This is a genomic window from Leisingera sp. ABD4_442 (assembly GCF_056160905.1).
The window spans coordinates 86,741-106,352 of the sequence record NZ_JBSWYB010000003.1; the positions used below are offsets into that span (position 1 = coordinate 86,741).

Below are 19,612 nucleotides of genomic sequence, written 5' to 3' on the forward strand. Positions count from 1 at the left end.
CCTGCCATAATGGGCGCCAATCAACACCAAGGAAGAGCAGCTCCCGCACATGGCCGACGACCTCCTCAGCACGCCCGCTACTGAGACCTATGACGCTTCCTCGATCGAGGTTCTGGAAGGCCTCGAACCGGTCCGCCAGCGCCCCGGCATGTATATCGGCGGCACCGATGAGCGCGCGCTGCACCACATGGTGGCGGAAATCCTCGACAACTCCATGGACGAGGCCGTCGCCGGCCACGCCAACCGGATCGAGGTGACGCTGCATTCGGACTACGCCGTCACCATCTCCGACAACGGCCGCGGCATCCCGATCGACCCGCACCCCAAGTTCCCGGACAAATCCGCGCTTGAGGTGATCCTCTGCACCCTGCACGCAGGCGGCAAGTTCTCCGGCAAGGCCTACCAGACCTCCGGCGGCCTGCACGGCGTCGGCTCTTCGGTGGTGAACGCGCTGTCGGATTCCATGGTCGTGCAAGTGGCTAAGAACAAGGAGCTGTTTGAGCAGCGCTTCTCCCGCGGCCTGCCGCTGGGCGGGGTGGAGAAAATCGGCGCCGCCCCCAACAAACGCGGCACCTTCGTGACCTTCCACGCCGACGAGGAAATCTTCGGCCACCACCGCTTCAAGCCCAAGCGCCTGTTCACCCTGGTGCGCTCCAAGGCCTACCTGTTTTCCGGCGTCGAAATCCGCTGGAAGTCGGAAATCGACGACGGCGAGACCCCGACCGAGGCCACCTTCCACTTCCCCGGCGGCCTCAAGGACTACCTGACAGAGGTGCTTGGCAAATCCTCCGTCTACGCAGACGTGCCCTTTGCCGGCAAGGTCGAGTTCCGCGAGAAATTCGGCGAGCCGGGCTATGTCGAATGGGCGATCAACTGGACCCCGTCCCGCGACGGTTTCACCCAGTCCTACTGTAACACCGTCCCCACGCCCGAGGGCGGCACCCATGTGACCGGCTTCTGGGCCGCGATCCTCAAGGGCATCAAGGCCTACGGCGAACTGGTCGGCAACAAGAAGGCAGGCCAGATCAACCGCGACGACCTGATGGCGGGCGGCTGCGCGCTGGTCTCCTGCTTCATCGCCGACCCCGCCTTTGTCGGCCAGACCAAGGACCGCCTGTCGACTGAATCTGCCAACAAGATGGTGGAAAACTCGGTCCGCGACCACTTCGACAACTGGCTGGCCGCCGACACCAAATCCGCCGGCGCCATCCTCGATTTCCTGATCCTGCGCGCCGAGGAACGCCTGCGCCGCAAGCAGGAGAAAGAGACCCAGCGCAAATCCGCCACCAAGAAGCTGCGCCTTCCCGGCAAGCTCACCGACTGCACCTCCAAGGACCGCTCCGGCACCGAGCTGTTCATCGTCGAGGGCGACTCGGCGGGCGGCTCCGGCAAGGGCGCCCGCAACCGCACCAACCAGGCGCTGCTGCCCCTCAAGGGCAAGATCCTCAACGTCCTGGGCGCGGCCTCCAACAAACTCGGCTCAAACGCCGAGATCAACGACCTCTGCGAGGCGCTTGGCGTCGGCCTCGGCACCAAGTTCAACCTCGACGATCTGCGCTATGACAAGATCATCATCATGACCGACGCGGACGTCGACGGCGCCCATATCGCCTCGCTGCTGATGACCTTCTTCTTCACCCAGATGCGCCCGCTGATCGACGGCGGCCACCTCTACCTCGCCTGCCCGCCGCTGTTCCGCCTGACGCAAGGCGCGCGCCGTGTCTACTGCCTGGACGAGGCCGAGCGCGACAAATGGCTGGAAAAGGGCCTGGGCGGCAAGGGCAAGATCGACGTCTCCCGCTTCAAGGGTCTTGGCGAAATGGACGCCAAGGACCTGAAGGAGACCACGATGGACCCCGCCACCCGCAAGCTCATCCGCGTCACCATCGACGAAGACGAGCCGGGTGAGACCGGCGACCTGGTCGAGCGCCTGATGGGCAAGAAACCCGAACTCCGCTTCCAGTATATCCAGGAGAACGCGAAGTTCGTGGAGGAGCTGGATGTTTGAGTCTACTTGAGCCCGACCAAAGCTAGCAGCTCGTTTTCAGGCACGAAGTCGGGACGGCCATGGCTGTCCCGGAGGTTCATCGCCTTAATGATTTTTGTCCCTTTGTGTGTGTGCACCCAATCACGTGAAGCTTCTTCAGAAATCACGATGTAGTCGACTTTTTTTGACACAGACTTTGTTGTCTCTGCACCATACTCCTGCAACCGCTCTTCGATAAGCCTGCGTGGAGAAATTGAGAACGTTCCCGTGAGGACCAGTCTCTTCCCTTCGAGATCAGAAGGGTCGCCTCCTAGAGATGCAGTCGAAAACTCAGGAGTACTACCCAGCGACGAAATCCCTGTGTCGCAGAATGCGTCTCCAACGAGCCGGGTAATTCCTGCGCAAATTTCAGCAGATTCACACGGTTCAATAATGCCATCATCCAGTGCTTCTCTGCAGAGGTTAACAACGTTTCGTGCAAAGGGGTCTTCAAGGACAGCTTCGCTTCCTGCTCCAAGCGTTACAAGAGCAGCTGCCTCTTTCTCAGTTATTATGTCATCACAGGCTACCGCCGCAACAAACCCCAGGAACCTGTTTACGCTCGACTTCGGGCATGAAGCATCAATTTCGCTTGCTCGATACTCAGCAATACTTACGATACTGTCATGATCTAATAGATCTGCGCGAAAGTCTTCAAGTATTTCAAGTGCGTCCACCTCGCCCAAGTTTTCAACAAACTCCGCGCATTGGATAAGTAGTGGCTCAACCTCGCCAACTTCAATGTTTCCGCTCGCCGCGATCCCCTCAAGAAACCCAGTGAAGTAACAGAAGAACTTTTTGTCGTTTTTTTCTCTATGAATAGTAGCCAACGCAGAGCCGCCGGGTTCCAATGAAGCCATGGGAATTTCCTTGAATGTGATGTTCAAATATTAGATCACCCCAACTCAGACGCACAATCAAGAGGTGTTTTTTCTTGCATCGCAGCACCAAAGGGTGATTACCCCCTCCCGCACCCCAAGGCCCGCGTCTGACCTTGGGGAGGCGTGAAGCGCCTTCCCGGGGGGAAGGTCAGGTGCGGGCCGTGCGGCTGGCGCCTCACGTCCCACATGAAATACTGCAAACGCCGCTCCTTGATTTGCACGGTCAGATGCGAAGGGCTCCGCCCGTCCACACTTCAAACCGTCCCCCGGACGGTTTGCCGCTTCGCGGACCAGTGTGAACTCCCAGGGGGAAGGTCAGGCGCGGGCCGTGCAGCTAGCGCCTCACGTCCTAAATGGGCGCACCGCCCCACCATTCACCTTTGTAAAAATACTCCCGCCCCCTGCCCGGCAGGTGGCTTTGCCGCCGAGAGGGGAGGCATCCACCGCTAGGTCTGCGACTGCCTGGGCTGGCGCGAATGCGCCTGTCCGTTTTGCCGGAGGCAAACCTCAGGTTTGACGGGCAGGCAGGCGCAGACCGGGCCGCAAGCGACCCGGTCAAACTGGGCTCCGCCCGTCCAAACCTCAAACGCTCGCACCGTTGGGCCCGCCTTCCTTCCGCGCAGCAACCGCCCTCAGCGGCCTCCGGCTACTCTCCCCGGCGCGTCCGGTGTGCCGCCTCTGGCGATCGCCACCCGCCCGGTCTGGGCCATGGCTATGCTCAGCTCCTCGCTCAGCGCGTCCCACAGCCGGTGCAGCCCGGCCTCCCCCGCGGCGGCGATGGCAAATTGCAGGATGCGGCCCAGAAACACAAAATCCGCGCCGCCCTCCAGCACCTTCAGCACATCCTCGCCAGAGCGGATGCCGCTGTCGTAGAACACAGGGTATTCCGGCCCCAGCGCGGCGCGGATCCGGGCCAGCATCTCCACCGGCGCCGGCGCCGCCTCCAGCTGGCGGGCGCCATGGCTGGACACCTGAATGGCATCCACGCCGGCAAACACCAGCCGCCGGGCGTCCCCGGCATCCAGCACCCCTTTCACCACCAGCCTGCCGGGCCACAGATCGCGCAGCCGGGCCAGCGTGTCCCAGGTGGCCCGCGCCCGGCTTTCGGTGCGGTCAAAGTCATAGCCCTCCATCGCGAAATTCGCCATCTCCGGCCTGCCCTTCAGCAGGGTGGCCAGCGACCAGCGCGGATGCAGGGCAAAATCGAGGAACTGCCGCGGGCCGATCCGGAACGGCATCTTGAACCCGTGGCGCAATTCCCGCGGGCGGCGGCCGACCTCGGGCACATCGGCCGTCAGCACCAGCGTCTGGTACCCGGCCGCGCGGGCGCGCTCGGCCAGCTTGAAGGTGCCGCTGCCGTCGCCGCTGAAATAGAGCTGGAACCAGGCATAGCCCTCTGCCGCCTCCAGGATGTCCTCCAGCGGGGTCGAGGCGACGGTGGAGACCCCATGCGGCACCCGGTAGCGCGCCGCCAGCCGGGCCAGCATCAGATCGGCGCCGGGGGCTGCAAGGTTGCACATGCCCATGGGGGCAATTCCGAAGGGCCGGTCCGCCCCGGCGCCAAAGACCTGCGTGGCCAGCGAGCGCCGGCTGACATCGCGCAGGATGCGGGGCCGCAGGGTGATCGCGTCCAGGGCCGCGCGGTTGCGCGCCGCCCCGGTCTCCTGACCGGCAGCGCCGTCGATATAGTCAAACACCATCCACGGCAGCCGCCGCCGGGCCAGGCGGCGGGCATCCTCAGCCGAATGGATGGCGCCTGCGCCCATCAGCCGGCCACGGCCTTCATGAAGCGGTCGCGGATCACCACCGGATCCATCGTGATCACCGGCATCCTGGCGTTGCCGCTGTCGCATTTGACCACCAGCACCGTCGGCTCGCCGCTTGCCAGCGCATCCTCCAGCGCCGGGCCGGTGTCCTTGTCCTGCACCTCCACCACCCGGGCACAGCCGGCCGAGCGGGCCATGCCCGCCAGATCGGTGCGCCGGCTGGTATAGGTCGGCTGATCGCCGGTGGAGCCATAGGAGCCGTTGTCGATGATCATCAGGATGTAGTTCCCGGGCGCGTTGTTGCCGATGGTGGGCAAGGTGCCGAGGTTGGTGAGGATCGAGCCGTCGCCGTCGATCACAATCACCGGTTTGGGCTGCGCCAGCGCGAGGCCCAGCCCGATGGAGGACGCCAACCCCATTGTGCCCAGCATGTAGAAATTGGTGGGCTGGTCGTCGATTGCGTGCAGCTCTTGCGACGGGATGCCGATGTTGCAGACCACCAGCTGGTCCCGCAGGATGGGCGCGATCTCTTTCAGGATTTCGGAACGGATCATTGGTCGCCATAGCCTCCCCAGAAATTGGCGTCAGTCAGGATGGCAACGGGTTTGTTGCACATGAAAGTGTATTTCAGGATGTTGTCCAGCTCCTCCACATCCCGCTGCCAGTGGAAGTGGTAGGTAGGGATGTTGAGCTGCGCCAGCAGCGCCTTGGTATGCACCGCCATTTCAACCTGGCAGGCCACGGGCTCGCGCAATTCGCCCCGGTACGAGATCAGCATCGGCAGCGGCATCCGGTAATACTGGATCAGCGTTGCCAGTGTGTTGATCGTCACCCCGATGGCGGTGTTCTGCATAATGATGGCCGGGCGCTTGCCGCCCATCCAAGCGCCGGCGCACAGGCCCATGCCCTCATCCTCCTTGTTGGAGGGGATGTGGAAGATGTCGTCGCGCTGGTCGATCTCCTCGATCACTCCGGCCAGCTGCTTGCAGGGCACGGTCGTGACGAAGGAGACGCCATTGGCGGCCAGATCGTCAGCGATCCTCTTGTCTATGTTCATGGTCGATTGCCTTTGCTTTGGGGTCGTGTCTTGGGTTCAGGCAGTGCGGCAGACATGTACCGCGCACGGCGCGTGGCGGACCACACGGGCCGCCGTTGAGCCCAGGAAGAAGTCGCTGAGCCCCGGTTTGTGCGAGCCGGCAATGATGCAATCCACACCGTATTGTTCGGCGTATTCGACGATGGCGCGGTAGGACCGCCCCTTGACGATTACTGTCGCAACATCTCCATAATCGGCAGTTTTCTTGGCCAGCTGGCACCGGGCGTTTTCCAGGCCCTCGCGCACGGCGTCCTCATCCAGATAGGCGGTAACCGAACTGTGCGGCGGCTCATAGACATGCAGCGCGGTGATGTTCCCGCCGGAATTGCACAGGGTGGCTGCCGCCCTCAGCGTTGTTCCGGAAACCCCATGGTCCAGGGCCATGGCAACCAGGATATTGTCATACATGGGTTCTCTCCAATTTCTCGGGCCTGCGAGGTCAGGCCCAAGGATCGAGGATGATCTTGGGCGCCGCCACCGCGCCGGAGCGCAGGTCGCGAAAGGCCGCGGCGCCGTCCGACAGCGGCCTCTGCTCAGGCCAGTCCAGCGGGCCAAGACGGCCGTCAAAGATCGCCTGCGCGGTGTCGCGGAAATCCTGTGCCGTATACGTGTAGGTGCCGATGAAGGTGATTTCCTGCAGCGTCATGCGGCGGATATCCAGACCGCCGGTATTTTCACCGAGGCCGACATGGGCAATCACCCCGCCGGGCGCCGCCGCGGCAGAGGCCGCAGCACGGGTGGCAGCATAGCCCACGGCATCGACCACCAGCGGCACCATGCCCTGAAACTCCTCCACCGCCTGCTGGCCGCAATGGTTGCTCAGGTAGTCCCGGCGCACTTCGTTCGGCTCCTGGATGGTCACCTCCGCCCCCCCCATCGCCGTCAGTGCCAATGCCGCCGCCAGACCGATGGCACCGCCGCCAATCACTAGCGCGCGGCGCTCCGTGTCCGGATGCAACGCCTCCAGCGCCAGCCGGGCGGCGTGCCAGCTGACGGCCAGCGGTTCCGCCAGCGCGGCCTTTTCCAGCGGCACCTTCTCCGGCACGGTCACCAGGTTGAGCTCCGGCATCGCCACGAACTGGGCAAAGGCGCCTTCACGCGGGGGCATCGAGATAATCTGGCGGCTGGCGCAGAGGTTTTCGCGCCCCGATGCACAGGCCGCGCAACTGCCGCAGGTGACCAGCGGGTTGATAGTGACCCGGCGGCCCGCCTGCGGTCCCTCCTCGATCACGCCAGCGGCCTCATGCCCCAGGATCAGCGGTGCGGGCCTGCGGTTGTCATGGCCCAGGTAGGCATGCATGTCCGAGCCGCAGATGCCGGAGGCGCGGATGCGGATCAGATGCTCACCGTCCCGGCCCGCTGCCATCGGCACGTCGCGGAAGGCCAGCGCCTCAACCCCTTCATAAACCAAGGCTTTCATTTCGCCGTGAACCCCCCGTCAACCATCAGGATTTGCCCGGTGACATAGGCCGACGCCTCCGAGCATAGGAACAGCAGCGGCCCGTCCAAATCCTCCAGCCGCCCATTGCGGCCGATGCAGGTCTGCGCAGCGTTGCGGGCGGCGCGCGCCTCATCTTCGAATACCGCCTGGGTTAGCTCCGTCGGAAAGAACCCCGGCCCGATTGCGTTGGCGGTGATGCCATGCGGCGACCAGGCCTCTGCCATGGCGCGGGTCAGCTGGCCGATCCCGCCCTTGCTGGCGCCATAGGCAATGCCGCCGGGAAAGGCCCGCGCAGTCTGAAGCGAGGCGAAATTCACGATCCGCCCCCAGCCCCGCTCCTTCATCGCCGGTACCAGTGCCCGGCTGAGAAAGAAGGGCGCCGAAAGGTTCAGCGCCAGCGTCTTGTCCCATTCCGCAATCGTCACCTCATCCGCAGGCTGGCGTGTATTGATACCCGCCGCATGCACCAGGATATCCGGCGCCCCGAAAGGCGCAGAAACCGCTGCGGCCAGCGCCTCCAGCCCGTTGCGGTCCGCAACATCCGCCACGGCATGCGCAGCAGCAGGCCCGATCTCCGCACAGAGGCTCTCCAAGGCCTCCGCCCGCCGCGCCACCGCAACCACCCGCGCCCCGGCAGCGGCCAGCGTGGTGGCCGCGCGCCGCCCCAGACCAGAGCTGGCGCCGGTGATGCAGGCGGTCCGGCCTGCCAGATCAAACAGGGTGCGCGGGTCAGCCATTGGCCGTCAGGTCAAAGGTTTCATCAGGGAAATACTTGGCCAGCCGCACATCGGCCGCGCGGGCGTGGCCTTCCATCCCCTCCAGCCGGGCAATCCGCGCCGTGGCCTCTGCCACCGGCTTGGAGCCCTCGCGGGTGGCGCGCTGCCAGGTAACGATCTTCATGTATTTGTGGACGCTGAGGCCGCCGGTATAGCTGGCCGCGCGCGAGGTCGGCAGCACGTGGTTGGTGCCAGCCGCCTTGTCGCCGTAAGAGACCGTGGTCTCCTCGCCCAAAAACAGCGAGCCGTAGCACGTGAGCCGTTCCAGCCACCAGTCCAGATCCGCGGCCTGCACGGTCAGGTGCTCAGGTGCGTATTCATCGGAACAGGCCGCCATATCCTCGCGGTCCGCGCACAGGATCACCTCGGCATAGTCGCGCCAGGCTGCGGTGGCATTCTCGCGGTTCACCTCGGGCAGCTCGTCGATATAGCCGGGAACCAGCCGCATGACTTCATCCGCCAGGGTGCGGTTGTCCGTCACCAGCCAGACCGGGGAGTTGTAGCCATGTTCTGCCTGGCTCACCAGATCGGTGGCGACGATATGCGCATCCGCGGTGCTGTCGGCCAGGATCAGGCTGTCGGTGGGGCCTGCAATCATGTCGATGCCGACGCGGCCGAACAGGATCCGCTTGGCCTCGGCCACGAACTGGTTGCCAGGGCCGACCAGGATGTTGGCCTTGGGCAGGCCAAAGAGGCCAAAGGTCATCGCAGCAACCCCCTGCACGCCGCCCATCGCCATGATCTTGTCGGCGCCACAGATATGGGCGGCATAGACGATGGCTGGGGCCACGCCCACACCCGGGCGCGGCGGGGAGCAGGCCGTGATGTGCTTGCAGCCCGCCACCTTGGCAGTGGTCACGGTCATGATAGCGCTGGCAATATGGCTGTAGCGCCCGCCCGGCACATAGCAGCCCGCCGCATCCACTGGGATCGCCTTCTGCCCGGTGACGAACCCGGGGGAGATTTCGGTTTCCACATCATGCACCGTGCTTTTTTGCAGCTCGGCAAAGCGGCGCACATTGTCGTGGGCGAACTGGATATCTGCCTTCAGCTTCTCCGGCACCAGCGCGCAGGCGGCCTCGATCTCCTCCGCCGTCAGCAGCACGTTGCCCTCATACTGGTCGAACCTGGCGGCGTACTCCAGCGCCTTGGCATCGCCGCCCGCCTCGATATTGTCCAGAATGCCCTGCACGATCTTATGGGTCTCAGAGGCATCCGATTTAGGGGTCAGGGCAGCCTTTTTCAGGTATTCTAGGGTCATTTTCAGGGGGTCCTACTTGTAGATATCGGGAAGCAGCGTGGTTGAGATCGGCGGGATGTAGGCGATCATCAGCACCACGATCAGCATGGTCAGAACAAAGGGCACGGCGCGGGCGGCGATCTTGAGAATGGACTCGCCGGTGATTCCGGAGACGACAAACAGGTTGAGACCCAGCGGCGGGGTGATGAAGCCCACGCCCAGTGCGGTGATCATCATGATGCAGAACTGGATTTCGTTCATGCCGATGTTGTCCGCCAAGGGCTTCAGGATCGGCGCCAGGATCACGATGTTCGGTGTCGTCTCCATCACGCAGCCCGCCGCTATCAGAATGCAGATCATCAGGAGGATCAGCATCGCCGGATCATCGGTCAGCCCAGTCACCGCGGTCACAAACCCCTGCGGCACGCCCATGATGGCCAGCGCCTCGGCCAGCGGGGCGGAAAAGGCGATGATCGGCAGGATCACCCCGTTCACCTTGGCTGAGCTGACCAGCATCGCCGGGAAGTCCGAAAGCCGTAGCGTACCGAGCAGGAAGCCCATCCCGATGGTGACGACAACCGCGGTGGCGCCGGCCTCGGTCGGGGTCAGCCGGCCGGAGAAGATGCCATAGAAGATGATGCCCGGCACGATGAAGGCATACCAGCCGGATTTCAGCGCGTGGCCCAGGTTGCCCAGCCACTCGCCTAGCCCCATATTGCCGCCGGTCTCATAGGTGTAAAGCCGGTTCATGATGATATTGGTGATCAGGATCGACACCAGGATCGCGAGGCCGGGGATCAGCGCCGCCAGAAACAGCGTGGAGGCGGAAATCCCCAGCACCAGGCCGATGATGATATAGGCGATGGAGGGCGGGATCAGGATGCCGGTGCAGGCGCCTGCCGCCACCAGCGCGCAGGCGTATGGGCGGGGATAGCCGCTTTCGACCAGCCGCGCGATGGTCATCCGTCCGACGGCAGCAGCGCCGGCGGCGTCAGAGCCGGAGATCGCCGCGAACATGCCGCAGACCAGCACCGTGGCAGAGCCGAAACCGCCCCGCGTCCAGCAGGTCAGCGCCTCGGCCACATCCAGGAACTTCTTGCTGAGCCCAGTCCGCACCAGCACGTCGCCGGTCAGGATGAACAAGGGCACCGCGGTCAGCGCAAAGGCATCTATACCGGTGAACAGGCTCTCGCCGATGGCGCTGAGCGGCAGGTCGCCCGACATCACCAGCATGGTGATCGCCGCCGCACCGATAGCGGCCCAGACCGGCACCGCCAGCGCAATCAGCGCCACAAACAGGATCACCGGCAGATAGAAATCCCAGCCCAGCTCGACCGTTTGATTGAGTGAATTCCACAGCATCGGCCAAGGCCCCTCAATCAAACAGCTTGTCGCCTTCAAAGACGGGCGTGCCGTCGCGAAGGCTGCGCCAGTCGCGCAGGAAGGATTGCAGCAGGCGCCAAATCATCAGGGCGAATCCCGCGGGCACCGCCATCAGGAACCAGACCATCGACACCCGCAGCCCATGGCTAACCGATCCGAACTTGGCCGAGACCAGCACCGTCTCGAACGACCAGTAAAGCGCCACCAGGGCGACAATGAACATCACCAGGTCGCCAAAGATATAAAGCAGTGCCTTGGGGCGTGGCCCGAGGTAATGCATCAGCACATCAATGCGGATATGCGCGCGTTCCTTGACCGCTGCTGCGGCGCCGATCCAGGCCAGGTAGATAAAGGAATAGCGGACGATCTCCTCACCCCAGATCGAGGAGAAGGCAAACAGCTCCCGCCGGATCACCTCGATTGCCATGGTGATGACCAGCATCACGTAGAACACCAGAAGCAGCCAGCGCTCTGCATTCTTGTCTATGGTTCTCAGGATATGCATTGCCATTCCCGGGGTTCAGGCACACCCCTGCGGCCAGCCCGGCGGGCTGTTGCGAAGGCGGCTGTCAAAAAGAAGGGCGGGCGCCGTCCGGCGGCGCCCCAGCCCTCTGCGGCTCAGGCGTCGTGGACGAAGTATTTGCCCTGCGTGCCCGCTGCCTCCTCCAGCTTGGCAAAATTGTCCATCGACCCTGCCAGCTCAGTCTTGAAGGCATCCCATTCGCTGCGCTGATAGCCGCCGGCCTCTTTCCATTCGCCCAGCTGATCATCGCTAAGGGCATGGAACGCGACACCGGCCTTGGCCAGTTCTGCCATCGCGTAGGCCCGGGCCGAGGGCACTTTGGACAGGTTCTGATGCGCGGTCATTTCCGAGCCCCACATCACGCCGTCCTGCACATCGGCAGGCAATGAATTGAACCATTCCAGATTGCAGGAATAGACTTGGCTGTCCGGCACCGCTTGGGTGAATGTCACATGGCTCAGGATATCCTTGAAGCCAAAGACATAAAGCGCCCCGACCGACGGATCGAGCGCATCCGCCACCCCCTGCTTGATGGCCGACGGCGTCTCGCCCCAGGCAACCGGCGTCGGGTTGGCGCCAACCAAGCGGTAATACTGCTGCAGCATCTTCGATCCCGGCACCCGGAATTTCACACCGGCCATATCGCCCGGCGACTTCACCGCGTTGCCGCCCTTGCGCACCGCCACCACTCGAGGGTCGATATTCACATAGAACAGCGCCTTGAACCCATTGGCCTCCACCTTGGGATGGACTTCGGTTTTCCAGAAATCCGAGTTCACCAGATTGGTGAACCGCTGATTGGAACCGCAGAGATAGGGCATGTTGATCAGGTCGACGGTGGAGGCGAAGGGGGCAAAATTCGACAGCGAATGCTGCGCCGCCTGAATGGTGCCGCCCTGCACCTTCTGCACCAATGCGCCGCCCGCACCCAGCTGCCCGCCCGGGGCCAGCTTGACGTATATCTTGCCATTGGTGGCGTTCTGGATGTTCTCCTTCAGATCCAGCTGCATGATCGGATAGCTGCGCGATGCGCCCAGCACGTAAGCCGTGGCAACCGTCATGATATGCTCCGCCGCGCGCTCGCGCTCCTTCTCTTCCTTGGCGGTCTGCGCAGCCGCCTCGGACGACCACAGCACCCCGCCCGCACCGGCCACCAGCGCCGCGGTGAAAGAGCCGGCCGAGGCCAGTTTCAGAAAATTCCGGCGCTCAGCAGATTTGAGCCCATCCTTGCCATTCGTCATAGTCTTCCTCCCTTAAGATCCGTCAGCTGCCGTTGTTGTTCTTATGGTCAGCCTCGCGCTTGAGAATCGCTGCCACGAACAGGACCGAGGCGGCAAACAGAACCAGCATCTCTCCGACATCCCCCAGGACGCCGCCGCCGCCAAACGCGCCCAAGGCGACATTGGCAAAGAACACGGCAAAGACGGCAGCAGCAGCCCAGAGAAACATCGAAAAATCCCTGATTGTTATCCCAATCTCATTTGTAAGCGCTTACATCAACAATGCAAGCGCTTACATGGCCGGATGGCAAGCGCGGTTTTTTATGCTATGACGGTGGGCAAATCACAGGCAGGCACCGCATGGGAAAAACCCGTACAGCTCCGACACTTAACGATGTTGCCAAGGCGGCGGGCGTTTCCACGGCGACGGTGTCGCGCTGCCTGAATTCACCGGACCGGGTGATCGAGACGACCCGCCAGCGGGTGTTGGAGGCGGTCGAATCACTGGGCTACACCCCGAATTTCGCGGCCCGGGTGATGGCCGCCAAACGCAGTTTCACCATCGGCGCCATCATCCCCACCATGGACAACGCCATCTTTGCCCGCGGCCTGCAGGCGTTTCAGGACCAGCTGCGCGAGGATGGCTATACGCTGCTGGTGTCCAGCTCCGCCTACGACCCCGAGGCCGAGCGCGAACAGATCCGCACCCTCGTGGCCCGCGGCGCCGACGGGCTGCTGCTGATCGGCCACGCCCGCGACGAACAGATCTACGGCTACCTGGACCGCCACCAGGTTCCCGCGCTGGTGGCCTGGTCTTATACGCCAGAGGCACAGCGCCCCTCCGTCGGTTTCAGCAATGCAGGCGCCATGCACCAGCTGGCGCAAACCGTCCTGGCGGCAGGCCACCGCCGCATCGCCATGATCTCCGGCCTGGCAGAGGGCAACGACCGCGCCCAGGCCCGCGTTGCCGGCGTGCGGCAGGCGCTGCACGATTGCGGGCTTGACAGCAGCGCGCTCACCTTGATCGAAACCCCCTATGAGATCGACAAGGGCGCCGAAGCCTTTGGCCGCCTCATGCGCCTGACCCCGCGCCCGACGGTTGTGATGTGCGGCAATGATGTTCTGGCCGCAGGCGCCCTGCGCGAGGCGCAGCGGCTTGGCATATCAGTGCCCGGGCAGGTCTCCGTCACCGGCTTTGACGACATCGAACTGGCTGGAATCGTCAGCCCGGCCCTGACCACCGTGCACGTGCCCCACCGCGAAATGGGCCGCAAGGCCGCGCGTGAGCTTGTGGCCATGGTTGAAGGCAGCTCGCCAGGCCGCTCCATATGCATCAGCACCCATATCGTAACCCGCCAGTCGCTGGCCAAACCGCCCCCCGCCTAGGCTCTGCCGGCGGCGGCAAAAAAATCGCAGGAATTGCAAATTTTCCTCTGGACGGCACAAGTTGGAAATTCTATACGACGCCTCACATTCCGGCGTAGCTCAGCGGTAGAGCAGTTGACTGTTAATCAATTGGTCGTAGGTTCGATCCCTACCGCCGGAGCCATAAAAAGCCCTTGAGCCTGAACGGCTTGAGGGCTTTTTTGGTTCCTCCCCATCGCGGTCTTTCTCCCATGCCCCCCGTTGCACAAGACCCGTGCAGCCGTTGCGCACCCTGCCCGTTCAGCGCACGCACCGCTTGCGCGCCCTTAACCCGGATCTGTCAGGATCCCAGGTGTCGCGGCAAACCGGTGCGGACTGACATCCCGCACCACCAGGAGATACGGGAACCCCCAAGACCACTTCCTTCATAGGGTGCAGGGGTTTTCCGCAGATGAGAGCTTTCGAGCGGACACGGGGGCGTAGCACACCCCTGCCCGGCCCTCCGCCTCTGGCCCCTTCGGGTCCTTGGCGGCGCCGCCACCTCAACCCCGGCCGTCACAACACGGCCTTGCAGATAACGGCCACCCGGCCCCGGACAACCAGCCACCGGACAGGGACAGCCCCCGCCCGGCAATACCTGCGCGCCGGTGACAGCTTCGTGAGGGCTGTTGCCTGAAACCGCTTTCCCTTCCTATGGTTAGGCCAGCCAATCACAACAACGAGAGACAGGCATGGCCTTCATCGCAGACAATCAGCTGCCCCTGCTTCTGCTGTTCTTCTGTGCGGGCCTCCTCGGCACCGCCTTCCTGTTCCGCAAACCGGCGGGCCACCGGGCCTGGAAGCTGGCCGATCTGGTCTGGGTGGTGCTGGGCGGCTTCGGCGCGCTGGTGGCAGTGATCTCCGGCATCTACGCCGCCGACAGCTCTAAGCTCGAACGCCAGATCGACATCGCCTATGCAGCCACGGCAGCCTTCGACCGCGACGCCGCCCGCTTCCGCCTGCGCTTTTGCGACCCAGCCTATGACGCCGACATCGCGGTGCTTTGCGAAAAGGTCGAATTCCTCTCCGCCTCCACCGCGGGCAACGCCGAACTGCCCCTGTTCATCGCCGTGACGGATGAAGTCGCCCCCCTGCGCGGCCTCAGCTTCCTGTTCGGTGGCAGCAAGGATGACAGGGACGAAATGCAGGAGATGCAGGCCCAGGCCAGCGCCTTCGACCCCGAGGCCTTTCTGGTGTTCACCTCCCTCGATGCCCCGGCCCAGGAAGCGGTCGCCAGCCTCCGCCGCAAAGTGCCTGCCATTGCCGGCGATTACCTGATCATTGCCCGCGCCTATGACGACCTGATCGGCCATGTCGCCACCCTGAAGGAGGAATGGGAATTCCTGCAGGACAACGCCCATATCCTGGTGCTGCAGATCATCGCGCTCTGCCTCGTCAGCTTCGCCGCCCCCTTCCGGCTTGGCAAATCCATTGTCGAGCTGCGCGCCCGCCGCTAACCTGATCCGGCCGCCACCAGAGGTCGCCCATGCGCAGCTTTGACGAGATCCACGCCATTTCCGCCGCCCGCCACGGCGGCCCCGCCGCGCTGGAGGAAAAGCTCAGCAAACCCGGCCCGAAAGTGACGGATCTGCCCGAAGACCGCTGGCTCGCCACCATGACCAAATGCATCTTCCAGGCCGGTTTCAACTGGAAAGTGATCGAGGCCAAATGGGACGGATTCGAAGTGGTCTTCCACGGATTCGACCCCGGCGCCTGCGCCTTCATGAGCGAGGATGAATTCGACCAGATCCTCAGCGACACCCGCGTGGTCCGCAATGGCGCCAAGCTCGCCACTGTCCGCGCCAACGCCGCCTTTCTGATGGAGCTGCGCGATGAGGGCGGCGCGGGCCAGGTGCTCGGCGGCTGGCCCTCCAGCGATTACATCGGACTGCTGGACATGCTCAAGAAACGCGGCGCCCGCCTCGGCGGCATGACCGGCCAATACGCCATGCGCTTTGCCGGCCGCGACAGTTTCATCCTGTCACAGGACGTCACCGCCCGCCTCATTGCTGAAGGCGTGATCGACAAACCCGCAACCTCCAAGACCGCGATGAAGGCGGTGCAGGCCGCCTTCAATACCTGGATGGATCAATCGGGCCGCTCCCTCACCGAAATCAGCCGCGTGCTGGCGATGAGCTGCTGAGCGGATGATCCGCGGCCTGCTCCTCGCCCTGCTGATCCTCAGCGCCTGCGGCCGCCCGCTGACGCAAACCGAGCGCGCCTATCTGGCCGGGCTGCACGGCTCAAGCCTGGATGCCAGCCGCGTGCGCATCGTCAAGGGCGCGCCGGTCGCTGCCATCACCTTCCGCCGCATGCCCCGCCCCCGCGTCACCTGCCGCGAACGCATCCTGCCGCCGGTCAAGGAGGAGGTGGTCACCTCCTCTCCCGCTGCGGTGGCCCTGTTCAACCGGATCTTCTTTGTCCGCGCCTGGTATGCGGACAATTACCTGCCGGAGTATCCGGACAAGCTGCACCTGGTCGAGGCGATGCTGCTGGCCCATGAGGCCACCCATGTCTGGCAATGGCAGAACCGCAAGCGCACCGGCTACCACCCGCTGCGCGCCGCCGCCGAACACGGGCAAAGCCGCGATCCCTATCTCTTTGACCTCGAAGGAGAGCCCGATTTCGCCACCTACGGGTTCGAACAGCAGGGCGCCATCATCGAGGAATACGTCTGCTGCCGCGCCCTCGCCCCGCAGGCGCCGCGGACCAAACGCCTGCACCGGATGCTGGCCGCCGCCATGCCCGTCAGCCCGCTGCCGCAAAGCCGCGAAAGCGATGTCTACCTGCCGTGGAAAGAGGCGGAGCTGTCCGGCATTTGCGACTGACGCACCGCCGTTTTCATCCAATGAAAACGGCCATGAAAAATCAATTTTTCATGGCCGGAATTCGCGCCGGATTCCGGCTCGGCGCCTTACTGCAGGCTGCGGACCACGCGAAAGCCGATGTCCAGCGACCTGGTCTGCGGCGCAAAGGAACTGCGGTTCGCCGACCGCCCGTAGGCCGCGCTGTAATGCGAGGTTCCGCCCCGCGCCACGCGGCGGCAATCCGGCCCGCCGGGCACCGCCTGCGGATAGCCGGCAAAAGACGCATAGGCGCCCGCATCATAGCAATCCTGCACCCATTCCGACACATTGCCGTGGATATTGTACAGGCCAAAGCCATTGGGCGGGTATTGCCCGGCCGCCACCGCCTTCACGCTCATCAGCGCCTGCAAGTCGCCGGCGCTGCGGGTATCGACATTGGCCGCCCCCTCCGGCAGCGCTGCCCCGGTGTGAAAGGCGGTTCCGGTTCCTGCCCGGGCAAAGAATTCCCATTCCGCCTCGGTTGGCAGGCGGTAGCGGTGGCCAGTAACCTCTGTCAGCCAATCCAGATAGGCCCGGGTGTCCTCCCAGCTCACATGAATGACCGGGTTGCGCCCCCGGCCCCAGCCGGCGTCGCCTGGCACATACCCGCAGCCGCCCGCATCCGCGCAGGCCTGCCAGTCGTCAAAGGTCACCTCGAACCGGCCTGCCGCCAGTCCAGCCTTGATGCGCACCTGATGCTGCGGCCCTTCATCTTCGCCCCGTCCTGGCTCCAGCGCGGGCGACCCCATGGTAAAGACCCCGCCAGGCAGCTCCACCAGCTCCGGGCAAAGCGCGCAGTCCCGCACAACCCGCAGCCCGTCCCCGGCCCAGGCAGGCGCCGCCAAGCCCAGCACGCAGCCTGCGGCGGCCATGGCGATCAGACGGGTCAGCTGCGGCAATACCATTCCGGCTCAAGAAGAAATGACGGCTCCCCGGCTGCCTAGCACCGCGCCAAGACGCCGGGCCAGACACTTTTCAGTGACCCCGCCGCCGCCGCGCCGCAACGTAGGGCTTGCCGCCAGCCGCTGCCATGGGCGAAAACCAGCCAGGCACAGACGCGGGAGCACGCCATGACACATTACGCCCTCATCATGCTGGCCGCAGGGCTCGGCATTCCGGTTCTGGCGGCGCTGAATGCCGCCCTGGGCAAGCTGATCGGCTCCCCGGCCTCTGCCGCCGTGGTGCTGTTCCTGATCGCGCTGATTGCTACCATCCTTTATGCTCTGATCGCAGGCCCGCAGGCGCTGGTGAAAATCCCAGCCGCGCCCAAGCACCTGTTCCTGGCCGGCGTTCTGGTCGCCTTCTACGTCTTGTCGATCACCCATGTGGCACCGCATTTCGGCGTCGGCAACGCAGTGTTTTTCGTGCTGATCGGCCAGCTGATCTCCGCTGCCGCAATTGACCATTTCGGCCTGTTCGGCGCCCAGATCAGCCCCCTGACCCTCACCCGCGCCGCCGGGATCTCGGTGATGGCGCTGGGGGTCTGGATCACCCAGATGGCATGAGCGCTTAGCCGGAAACTTTCTTCACGAACTGCGACTTCAGCCCGATCTGCCCGACGCCCGGCACCTTGCAGTCAATGTCGTGATCGCCATCAACCAGCCGGATGCCGCGCACCTTGGTGCCGACCTTGATCACCGAGGACGTGCCCTTGAGCTTCAGGTCCTTGATCACCGTCACCGTGTCGCCGTCCTGCAGCAGATTGCCAACGCTGTCGCGCACCTCCAGTGTGCCATCCGCGGCCTCTGCCACGGCCCACTCATGGGCGCATTCGGGGCAGATCAGCAAAGCATCCACCTGATAGGTATAGACAGAAGCGCATTCGGGGCACGGCGGCAAAATGTCAGTCATGAGCTGCCAATAGCCGGCAAAGCAGAGCAAGGCCAGCCTCAGGGCCGGCAGCGCGGCACCGCACTGCAGCGGCAGCAGAAACGGGCGGTCCGGATATGCCGGAACCTGGGCACCATTTTGCTATGCCCTTGGAACTGACGCCCTTCGGTACAGGTTCATCTGGACACCGTTGCCGGTTGCCGTGGCCTGTTTCAGCGTCCACGCTGACTGCAAAGTGCCCGCACCGAACAGCCGCCGCCCGGCGCCCAGAACCTCGGGAAAGATGGCCAGGCGCAATTCGTCCACCAGCCCATGCTCCAGCAGGGCCGCAATCAGCCCGCCGCTGCCATGCACCTGCAGCCTTGGCCCCTCCTGTGTCTTGAGCCGTAGCACCTCAGCCGCCGCCTCGCCCTTGAGCACGCGGGAATTCTGCCAGCCGGCGTCCCTCAAGGTGCGGCTGGCCACGAATTTCTCAGACCCGTTCAGCAAGTCCGCCATCGGGTCTCCGGAAATGGCAGGCCAATGCGCGGCAAAGGCCTCATAGGTCTTGCGTCCGAACAGGAAGGACACCGGCCCCTGCATCCACTCATCAAACACTTGCGGCATGACGCCGCCGAGATAGGGCGCAGCCCATCCGCCCTGCGCAAATTCGCCGGACCTGTCTTCCTCCGCGTGCATCGGCCCCTGCATCACGCCATCCAGGGTCAGGAAGGACAGAACCGCAAGCTCGCGCATGATTTCTTCCTCCTGTTTTGCGGGCTGCGGGATCCGCGCCTACGCCCCGTTGCTCTTGCCGCTGACCTTGATGTTGCCTTGCAGCTGGGCGCCGTTCTCAGTCGACATGGTCTGCGCCGACACATCCGCCTGCACTTGCGAGCTGGCCGCCAGCCGCAGGTCCTCGCATTGGATCTTGCCACTGTAGGCGCCTTCCACTGTGACCGATTTCGCGCTCAGCGCCCCATCCACGGTGCCGCCTTCCAGAACCGTCACCGCCAGCGCCGATAGATCACCGACCACCCGGCCCCGGACCTCAACGCTGCCCTTGCTGGAGGTGATGTTGCCTTCAACCGTCACATCTTTCTCGATTACCGAATTCACCACGTCTCAGCCCTTTCTGCGCATCCCCGGACAGCCTAGCGCGCCCGGCCAAATTTGAACAGTTGTTAGCAAACAGCCGCCC

Annotated in this window: 22 protein-coding genes and 1 tRNA gene; 7 read left to right on the forward strand and 16 right to left on the reverse strand. The window is 64.0% G+C overall.

From position 1 onward, the window contains the following. Window positions 1-49 precede the first annotated feature (49 nt). A complete protein-coding gene (gene parE, locus ACXAHG_RS04140; protein WP_475056010.1) occupies window positions 50-2,008 on the forward strand; it encodes a DNA topoisomerase IV subunit B in 1,959 nt (652 codons plus the stop codon). 2 nt (window positions 2,009-2,010) lie between these two features. On the opposite strand, the gene ACXAHG_RS04145 is transcribed toward parE, so the two are convergent. The 12 genes from ACXAHG_RS04145 to ACXAHG_RS04200 form a co-directional block, all read right to left on the reverse strand. Continuing rightward, complete coding sequence (locus ACXAHG_RS04145) at window positions 2,011-2,886, reverse strand: BRCT domain-containing protein (RefSeq protein WP_475056011.1); 876 nt, start codon at window positions 2,884-2,886, stop codon at window positions 2,011-2,013. 653 nt (window positions 2,887-3,539) lie between these two features. Beyond that, the gene (locus ACXAHG_RS04150; protein WP_475056013.1) at window positions 3,540-4,673 is read right to left on the reverse strand and encodes an alpha-hydroxy acid oxidase; all 1,134 of its coding nucleotides are present in this window, start codon (window positions 4,671-4,673) and stop codon (window positions 3,540-3,542) included. Further along, entirely contained in the window at window positions 4,673-5,227 is a 555-nt protein-coding gene (gene comE / locus ACXAHG_RS04155; protein ID WP_475042420.1) for a sulfopyruvate decarboxylase subunit beta, read from the reverse strand. Before comE ends, ACXAHG_RS04150 begins: the two co-directional genes overlap by 1 nt. After that, window positions 5,224-5,730: a sulfopyruvate decarboxylase subunit alpha gene (comD, locus tag ACXAHG_RS04160; protein ID WP_475056014.1), complete on the reverse strand. Its 507-nt coding sequence runs from the start codon at window positions 5,728-5,730 to the stop codon at window positions 5,224-5,226. The genes comE and comD overlap by 4 nt, the downstream gene beginning before the upstream one ends. Before the next feature lie 36 nt (window positions 5,731-5,766). Continuing rightward, window positions 5,767-6,177 (reverse strand): universal stress protein, encoded by a 411-nt coding sequence (locus tag ACXAHG_RS04165; RefSeq protein ID WP_475056015.1) that lies wholly within the window; start codon window positions 6,175-6,177, stop codon window positions 5,767-5,769. Window positions 6,178-6,208: 31 nt separating this feature from the next. Then, window positions 6,209-7,189 (reverse strand): alcohol dehydrogenase catalytic domain-containing protein, encoded by a 981-nt coding sequence (locus tag ACXAHG_RS04170; RefSeq protein ID WP_475056017.1) that lies wholly within the window; start codon window positions 7,187-7,189, stop codon window positions 6,209-6,211. Next, entirely contained in the window at window positions 7,186-7,947 is a 762-nt protein-coding gene (locus ACXAHG_RS04175; protein WP_475056019.1) for an SDR family NAD(P)-dependent oxidoreductase, read from the reverse strand. The genes ACXAHG_RS04170 and ACXAHG_RS04175 overlap by 4 nt, the downstream gene beginning before the upstream one ends. Beyond that, window positions 7,940-9,247, reverse strand: a complete 1,308-nt coding sequence (gene hisD / locus ACXAHG_RS04180) for a histidinol dehydrogenase (RefSeq protein WP_475056021.1) — start codon at window positions 9,245-9,247, stop codon at window positions 7,940-7,942. The genes ACXAHG_RS04175 and hisD overlap by 8 nt, the downstream gene beginning before the upstream one ends. A 12-nt stretch (window positions 9,248-9,259) precedes the next feature. Continuing rightward, the gene (locus tag ACXAHG_RS04185; protein ID WP_475056023.1) at window positions 9,260-10,588 is read right to left on the reverse strand and encodes a TRAP transporter large permease; all 1,329 of its coding nucleotides are present in this window, start codon (window positions 10,586-10,588) and stop codon (window positions 9,260-9,262) included. Window positions 10,589-10,601: 13 nt separating this feature from the next. Continuing rightward, window positions 10,602-11,114 carry a TRAP transporter small permease gene (locus ACXAHG_RS04190; RefSeq protein WP_475042410.1) on the reverse strand — a complete coding sequence of 171 codons (513 nt, stop codon included), beginning with the start codon at window positions 11,112-11,114 and terminating at the stop codon, window positions 10,602-10,604. Between the two features lie 113 nt (window positions 11,115-11,227). Next, the gene (locus ACXAHG_RS04195; RefSeq protein WP_475056024.1) at window positions 11,228-12,373 is read right to left on the reverse strand and encodes a TRAP transporter substrate-binding protein; all 1,146 of its coding nucleotides are present in this window, start codon (window positions 12,371-12,373) and stop codon (window positions 11,228-11,230) included. Window positions 12,374-12,395: 22 nt separating this feature from the next. Further along, window positions 12,396-12,581 (reverse strand): hypothetical protein, encoded by a 186-nt coding sequence (locus ACXAHG_RS04200; RefSeq protein WP_475042407.1) that lies wholly within the window; start codon window positions 12,579-12,581, stop codon window positions 12,396-12,398. A 131-nt stretch (window positions 12,582-12,712) separates the two neighbouring features. On the opposite strand from ACXAHG_RS04200, the gene ACXAHG_RS04205 reads away from it, so the two are divergent. From ACXAHG_RS04205 to ACXAHG_RS04225, 5 genes are all read left to right on the forward strand, one after another. Further along, a complete protein-coding gene (locus tag ACXAHG_RS04205; protein WP_475042406.1) occupies window positions 12,713-13,738 on the forward strand; it encodes a LacI family DNA-binding transcriptional regulator in 1,026 nt (341 codons plus the stop codon). Window positions 13,739-13,826: 88 nt separating this feature from the next. After that, window positions 13,827-13,901, forward strand: a tRNA-Asn gene (locus ACXAHG_RS04210). A gap of 547 nt (window positions 13,902-14,448) precedes the next feature. Beyond that, window positions 14,449-15,213: a hypothetical protein gene (locus tag ACXAHG_RS04215; protein WP_475056026.1), complete on the forward strand. Its 765-nt coding sequence runs from the start codon at window positions 14,449-14,451 to the stop codon at window positions 15,211-15,213. Window positions 15,214-15,242: 29 nt separating this feature from the next. Next, window positions 15,243-15,899: a DNA-3-methyladenine glycosylase I gene (locus ACXAHG_RS04220; RefSeq protein ID WP_475056028.1), complete on the forward strand. Its 657-nt coding sequence runs from the start codon at window positions 15,243-15,245 to the stop codon at window positions 15,897-15,899. 4 nt (window positions 15,900-15,903) lie between these two features. Further along, complete coding sequence (locus ACXAHG_RS04225) at window positions 15,904-16,584, forward strand: hypothetical protein (protein WP_475042401.1); 681 nt, start codon at window positions 15,904-15,906, stop codon at window positions 16,582-16,584. An 86-nt stretch (window positions 16,585-16,670) separates the two neighbouring features. Here the strand turns inward: ACXAHG_RS04225 and ACXAHG_RS04230 are convergent, their stop codons facing one another. After that, entirely contained in the window at window positions 16,671-17,507 is an 837-nt protein-coding gene (locus ACXAHG_RS04230) for a formylglycine-generating enzyme family protein (protein ID WP_475056030.1), read from the reverse strand. 165 nt (window positions 17,508-17,672) lie between these two features. Between ACXAHG_RS04230 and ACXAHG_RS04235 the strand changes: the two genes are divergently transcribed. After that, window positions 17,673-18,107, forward strand: a complete 435-nt coding sequence (locus ACXAHG_RS04235) for a DMT family transporter (protein ID WP_475042398.1) — start codon at window positions 17,673-17,675, stop codon at window positions 18,105-18,107. A 4-nt stretch (window positions 18,108-18,111) separates the two neighbouring features. Here ACXAHG_RS04235 and ACXAHG_RS04240 read toward each other — a convergent pair whose 3' ends face one another. From ACXAHG_RS04240 to ACXAHG_RS04250, 3 genes are all read right to left on the reverse strand, one after another. Beyond that, complete coding sequence (locus tag ACXAHG_RS04240; protein WP_475056032.1) at window positions 18,112-18,453, reverse strand: zinc ribbon domain-containing protein YjdM; 342 nt, start codon at window positions 18,451-18,453, stop codon at window positions 18,112-18,114. Window positions 18,454-18,573: 120 nt separating this feature from the next. After that, window positions 18,574-19,167: a dihydrofolate reductase family protein gene (locus ACXAHG_RS04245; RefSeq protein ID WP_475056034.1), complete on the reverse strand. Its 594-nt coding sequence runs from the start codon at window positions 19,165-19,167 to the stop codon at window positions 18,574-18,576. A gap of 39 nt (window positions 19,168-19,206) precedes the next feature. After that, on the reverse strand, window positions 19,207-19,533 hold the full coding sequence (locus ACXAHG_RS04250) for a bactofilin family protein (RefSeq protein WP_475042394.1): 327 nt from the start codon (window positions 19,531-19,533) through the stop codon (window positions 19,207-19,209). Window positions 19,534-19,612 lie beyond the last annotated feature (79 nt).

Excerpts from the sequence above, each read along its gene's own strand:
- parE (WP_475056010.1), top strand. The coding sequence starts at position 50 with ATGGCCGACGACCTCCTCAGCACGCCCGCTACTGAGACCTATGACGCT.
- ACXAHG_RS04145 (WP_475056011.1), bottom strand. The coding sequence starts at position 2,886 with ATGGCTTCATTGGAACCCGGCGGCTCTGCGTTGGCTACTATTCATAGA.
- ACXAHG_RS04150 (WP_475056013.1), bottom strand. The coding sequence starts at position 4,673 with ATGGGCGCAGGCGCCATCCATTCGGCTGAGGATGCCCGCCGCCTGGCC.
- comE (WP_475042420.1), bottom strand. The coding sequence starts at position 5,227 with ATGATCCGTTCCGAAATCCTGAAAGAGATCGCGCCCATCCTGCGGGAC.
- comD (WP_475056014.1), bottom strand. The coding sequence starts at position 5,730 with ATGAACATAGACAAGAGGATCGCTGACGATCTGGCCGCCAATGGCGTC.
- ACXAHG_RS04165 (WP_475056015.1), bottom strand. The coding sequence starts at position 6,177 with ATGTATGACAATATCCTGGTTGCCATGGCCCTGGACCATGGGGTTTCC.
- ACXAHG_RS04170 (WP_475056017.1), bottom strand. The coding sequence starts at position 7,189 with ATGAAAGCCTTGGTTTATGAAGGGGTTGAGGCGCTGGCCTTCCGCGAC.
- ACXAHG_RS04175 (WP_475056019.1), bottom strand. The coding sequence starts at position 7,947 with ATGGCTGACCCGCGCACCCTGTTTGATCTGGCAGGCCGGACCGCCTGC.
- hisD (WP_475056021.1), bottom strand. The coding sequence starts at position 9,247 with ATGACCCTAGAATACCTGAAAAAGGCTGCCCTGACCCCTAAATCGGAT.
- ACXAHG_RS04185 (WP_475056023.1), bottom strand. The coding sequence starts at position 10,588 with ATGCTGTGGAATTCACTCAATCAAACGGTCGAGCTGGGCTGGGATTTC.
- ACXAHG_RS04190 (WP_475042410.1), bottom strand. The coding sequence starts at position 11,114 with ATGCATATCCTGAGAACCATAGACAAGAATGCAGAGCGCTGGCTGCTT.
- ACXAHG_RS04195 (WP_475056024.1), bottom strand. The coding sequence starts at position 12,373 with ATGACGAATGGCAAGGATGGGCTCAAATCTGCTGAGCGCCGGAATTTT.
- ACXAHG_RS04200 (WP_475042407.1), bottom strand. The coding sequence starts at position 12,581 with ATGTTTCTCTGGGCTGCTGCTGCCGTCTTTGCCGTGTTCTTTGCCAAT.
- ACXAHG_RS04205 (WP_475042406.1), top strand. The coding sequence starts at position 12,713 with ATGGGAAAAACCCGTACAGCTCCGACACTTAACGATGTTGCCAAGGCG.
- ACXAHG_RS04215 (WP_475056026.1), top strand. The coding sequence starts at position 14,449 with ATGGCCTTCATCGCAGACAATCAGCTGCCCCTGCTTCTGCTGTTCTTC.
- ACXAHG_RS04220 (WP_475056028.1), top strand. The coding sequence starts at position 15,243 with ATGCGCAGCTTTGACGAGATCCACGCCATTTCCGCCGCCCGCCACGGC.
- ACXAHG_RS04225 (WP_475042401.1), top strand. The coding sequence starts at position 15,904 with ATGATCCGCGGCCTGCTCCTCGCCCTGCTGATCCTCAGCGCCTGCGGC.
- ACXAHG_RS04230 (WP_475056030.1), bottom strand. The coding sequence starts at position 17,507 with ATGGTATTGCCGCAGCTGACCCGTCTGATCGCCATGGCCGCCGCAGGC.
- ACXAHG_RS04235 (WP_475042398.1), top strand. The coding sequence starts at position 17,673 with ATGACACATTACGCCCTCATCATGCTGGCCGCAGGGCTCGGCATTCCG.
- ACXAHG_RS04240 (WP_475056032.1), bottom strand. The coding sequence starts at position 18,453 with ATGACTGACATTTTGCCGCCGTGCCCCGAATGCGCTTCTGTCTATACC.
- ACXAHG_RS04245 (WP_475056034.1), bottom strand. The coding sequence starts at position 19,167 with ATGCGCGAGCTTGCGGTTCTGTCCTTCCTGACCCTGGATGGCGTGATG.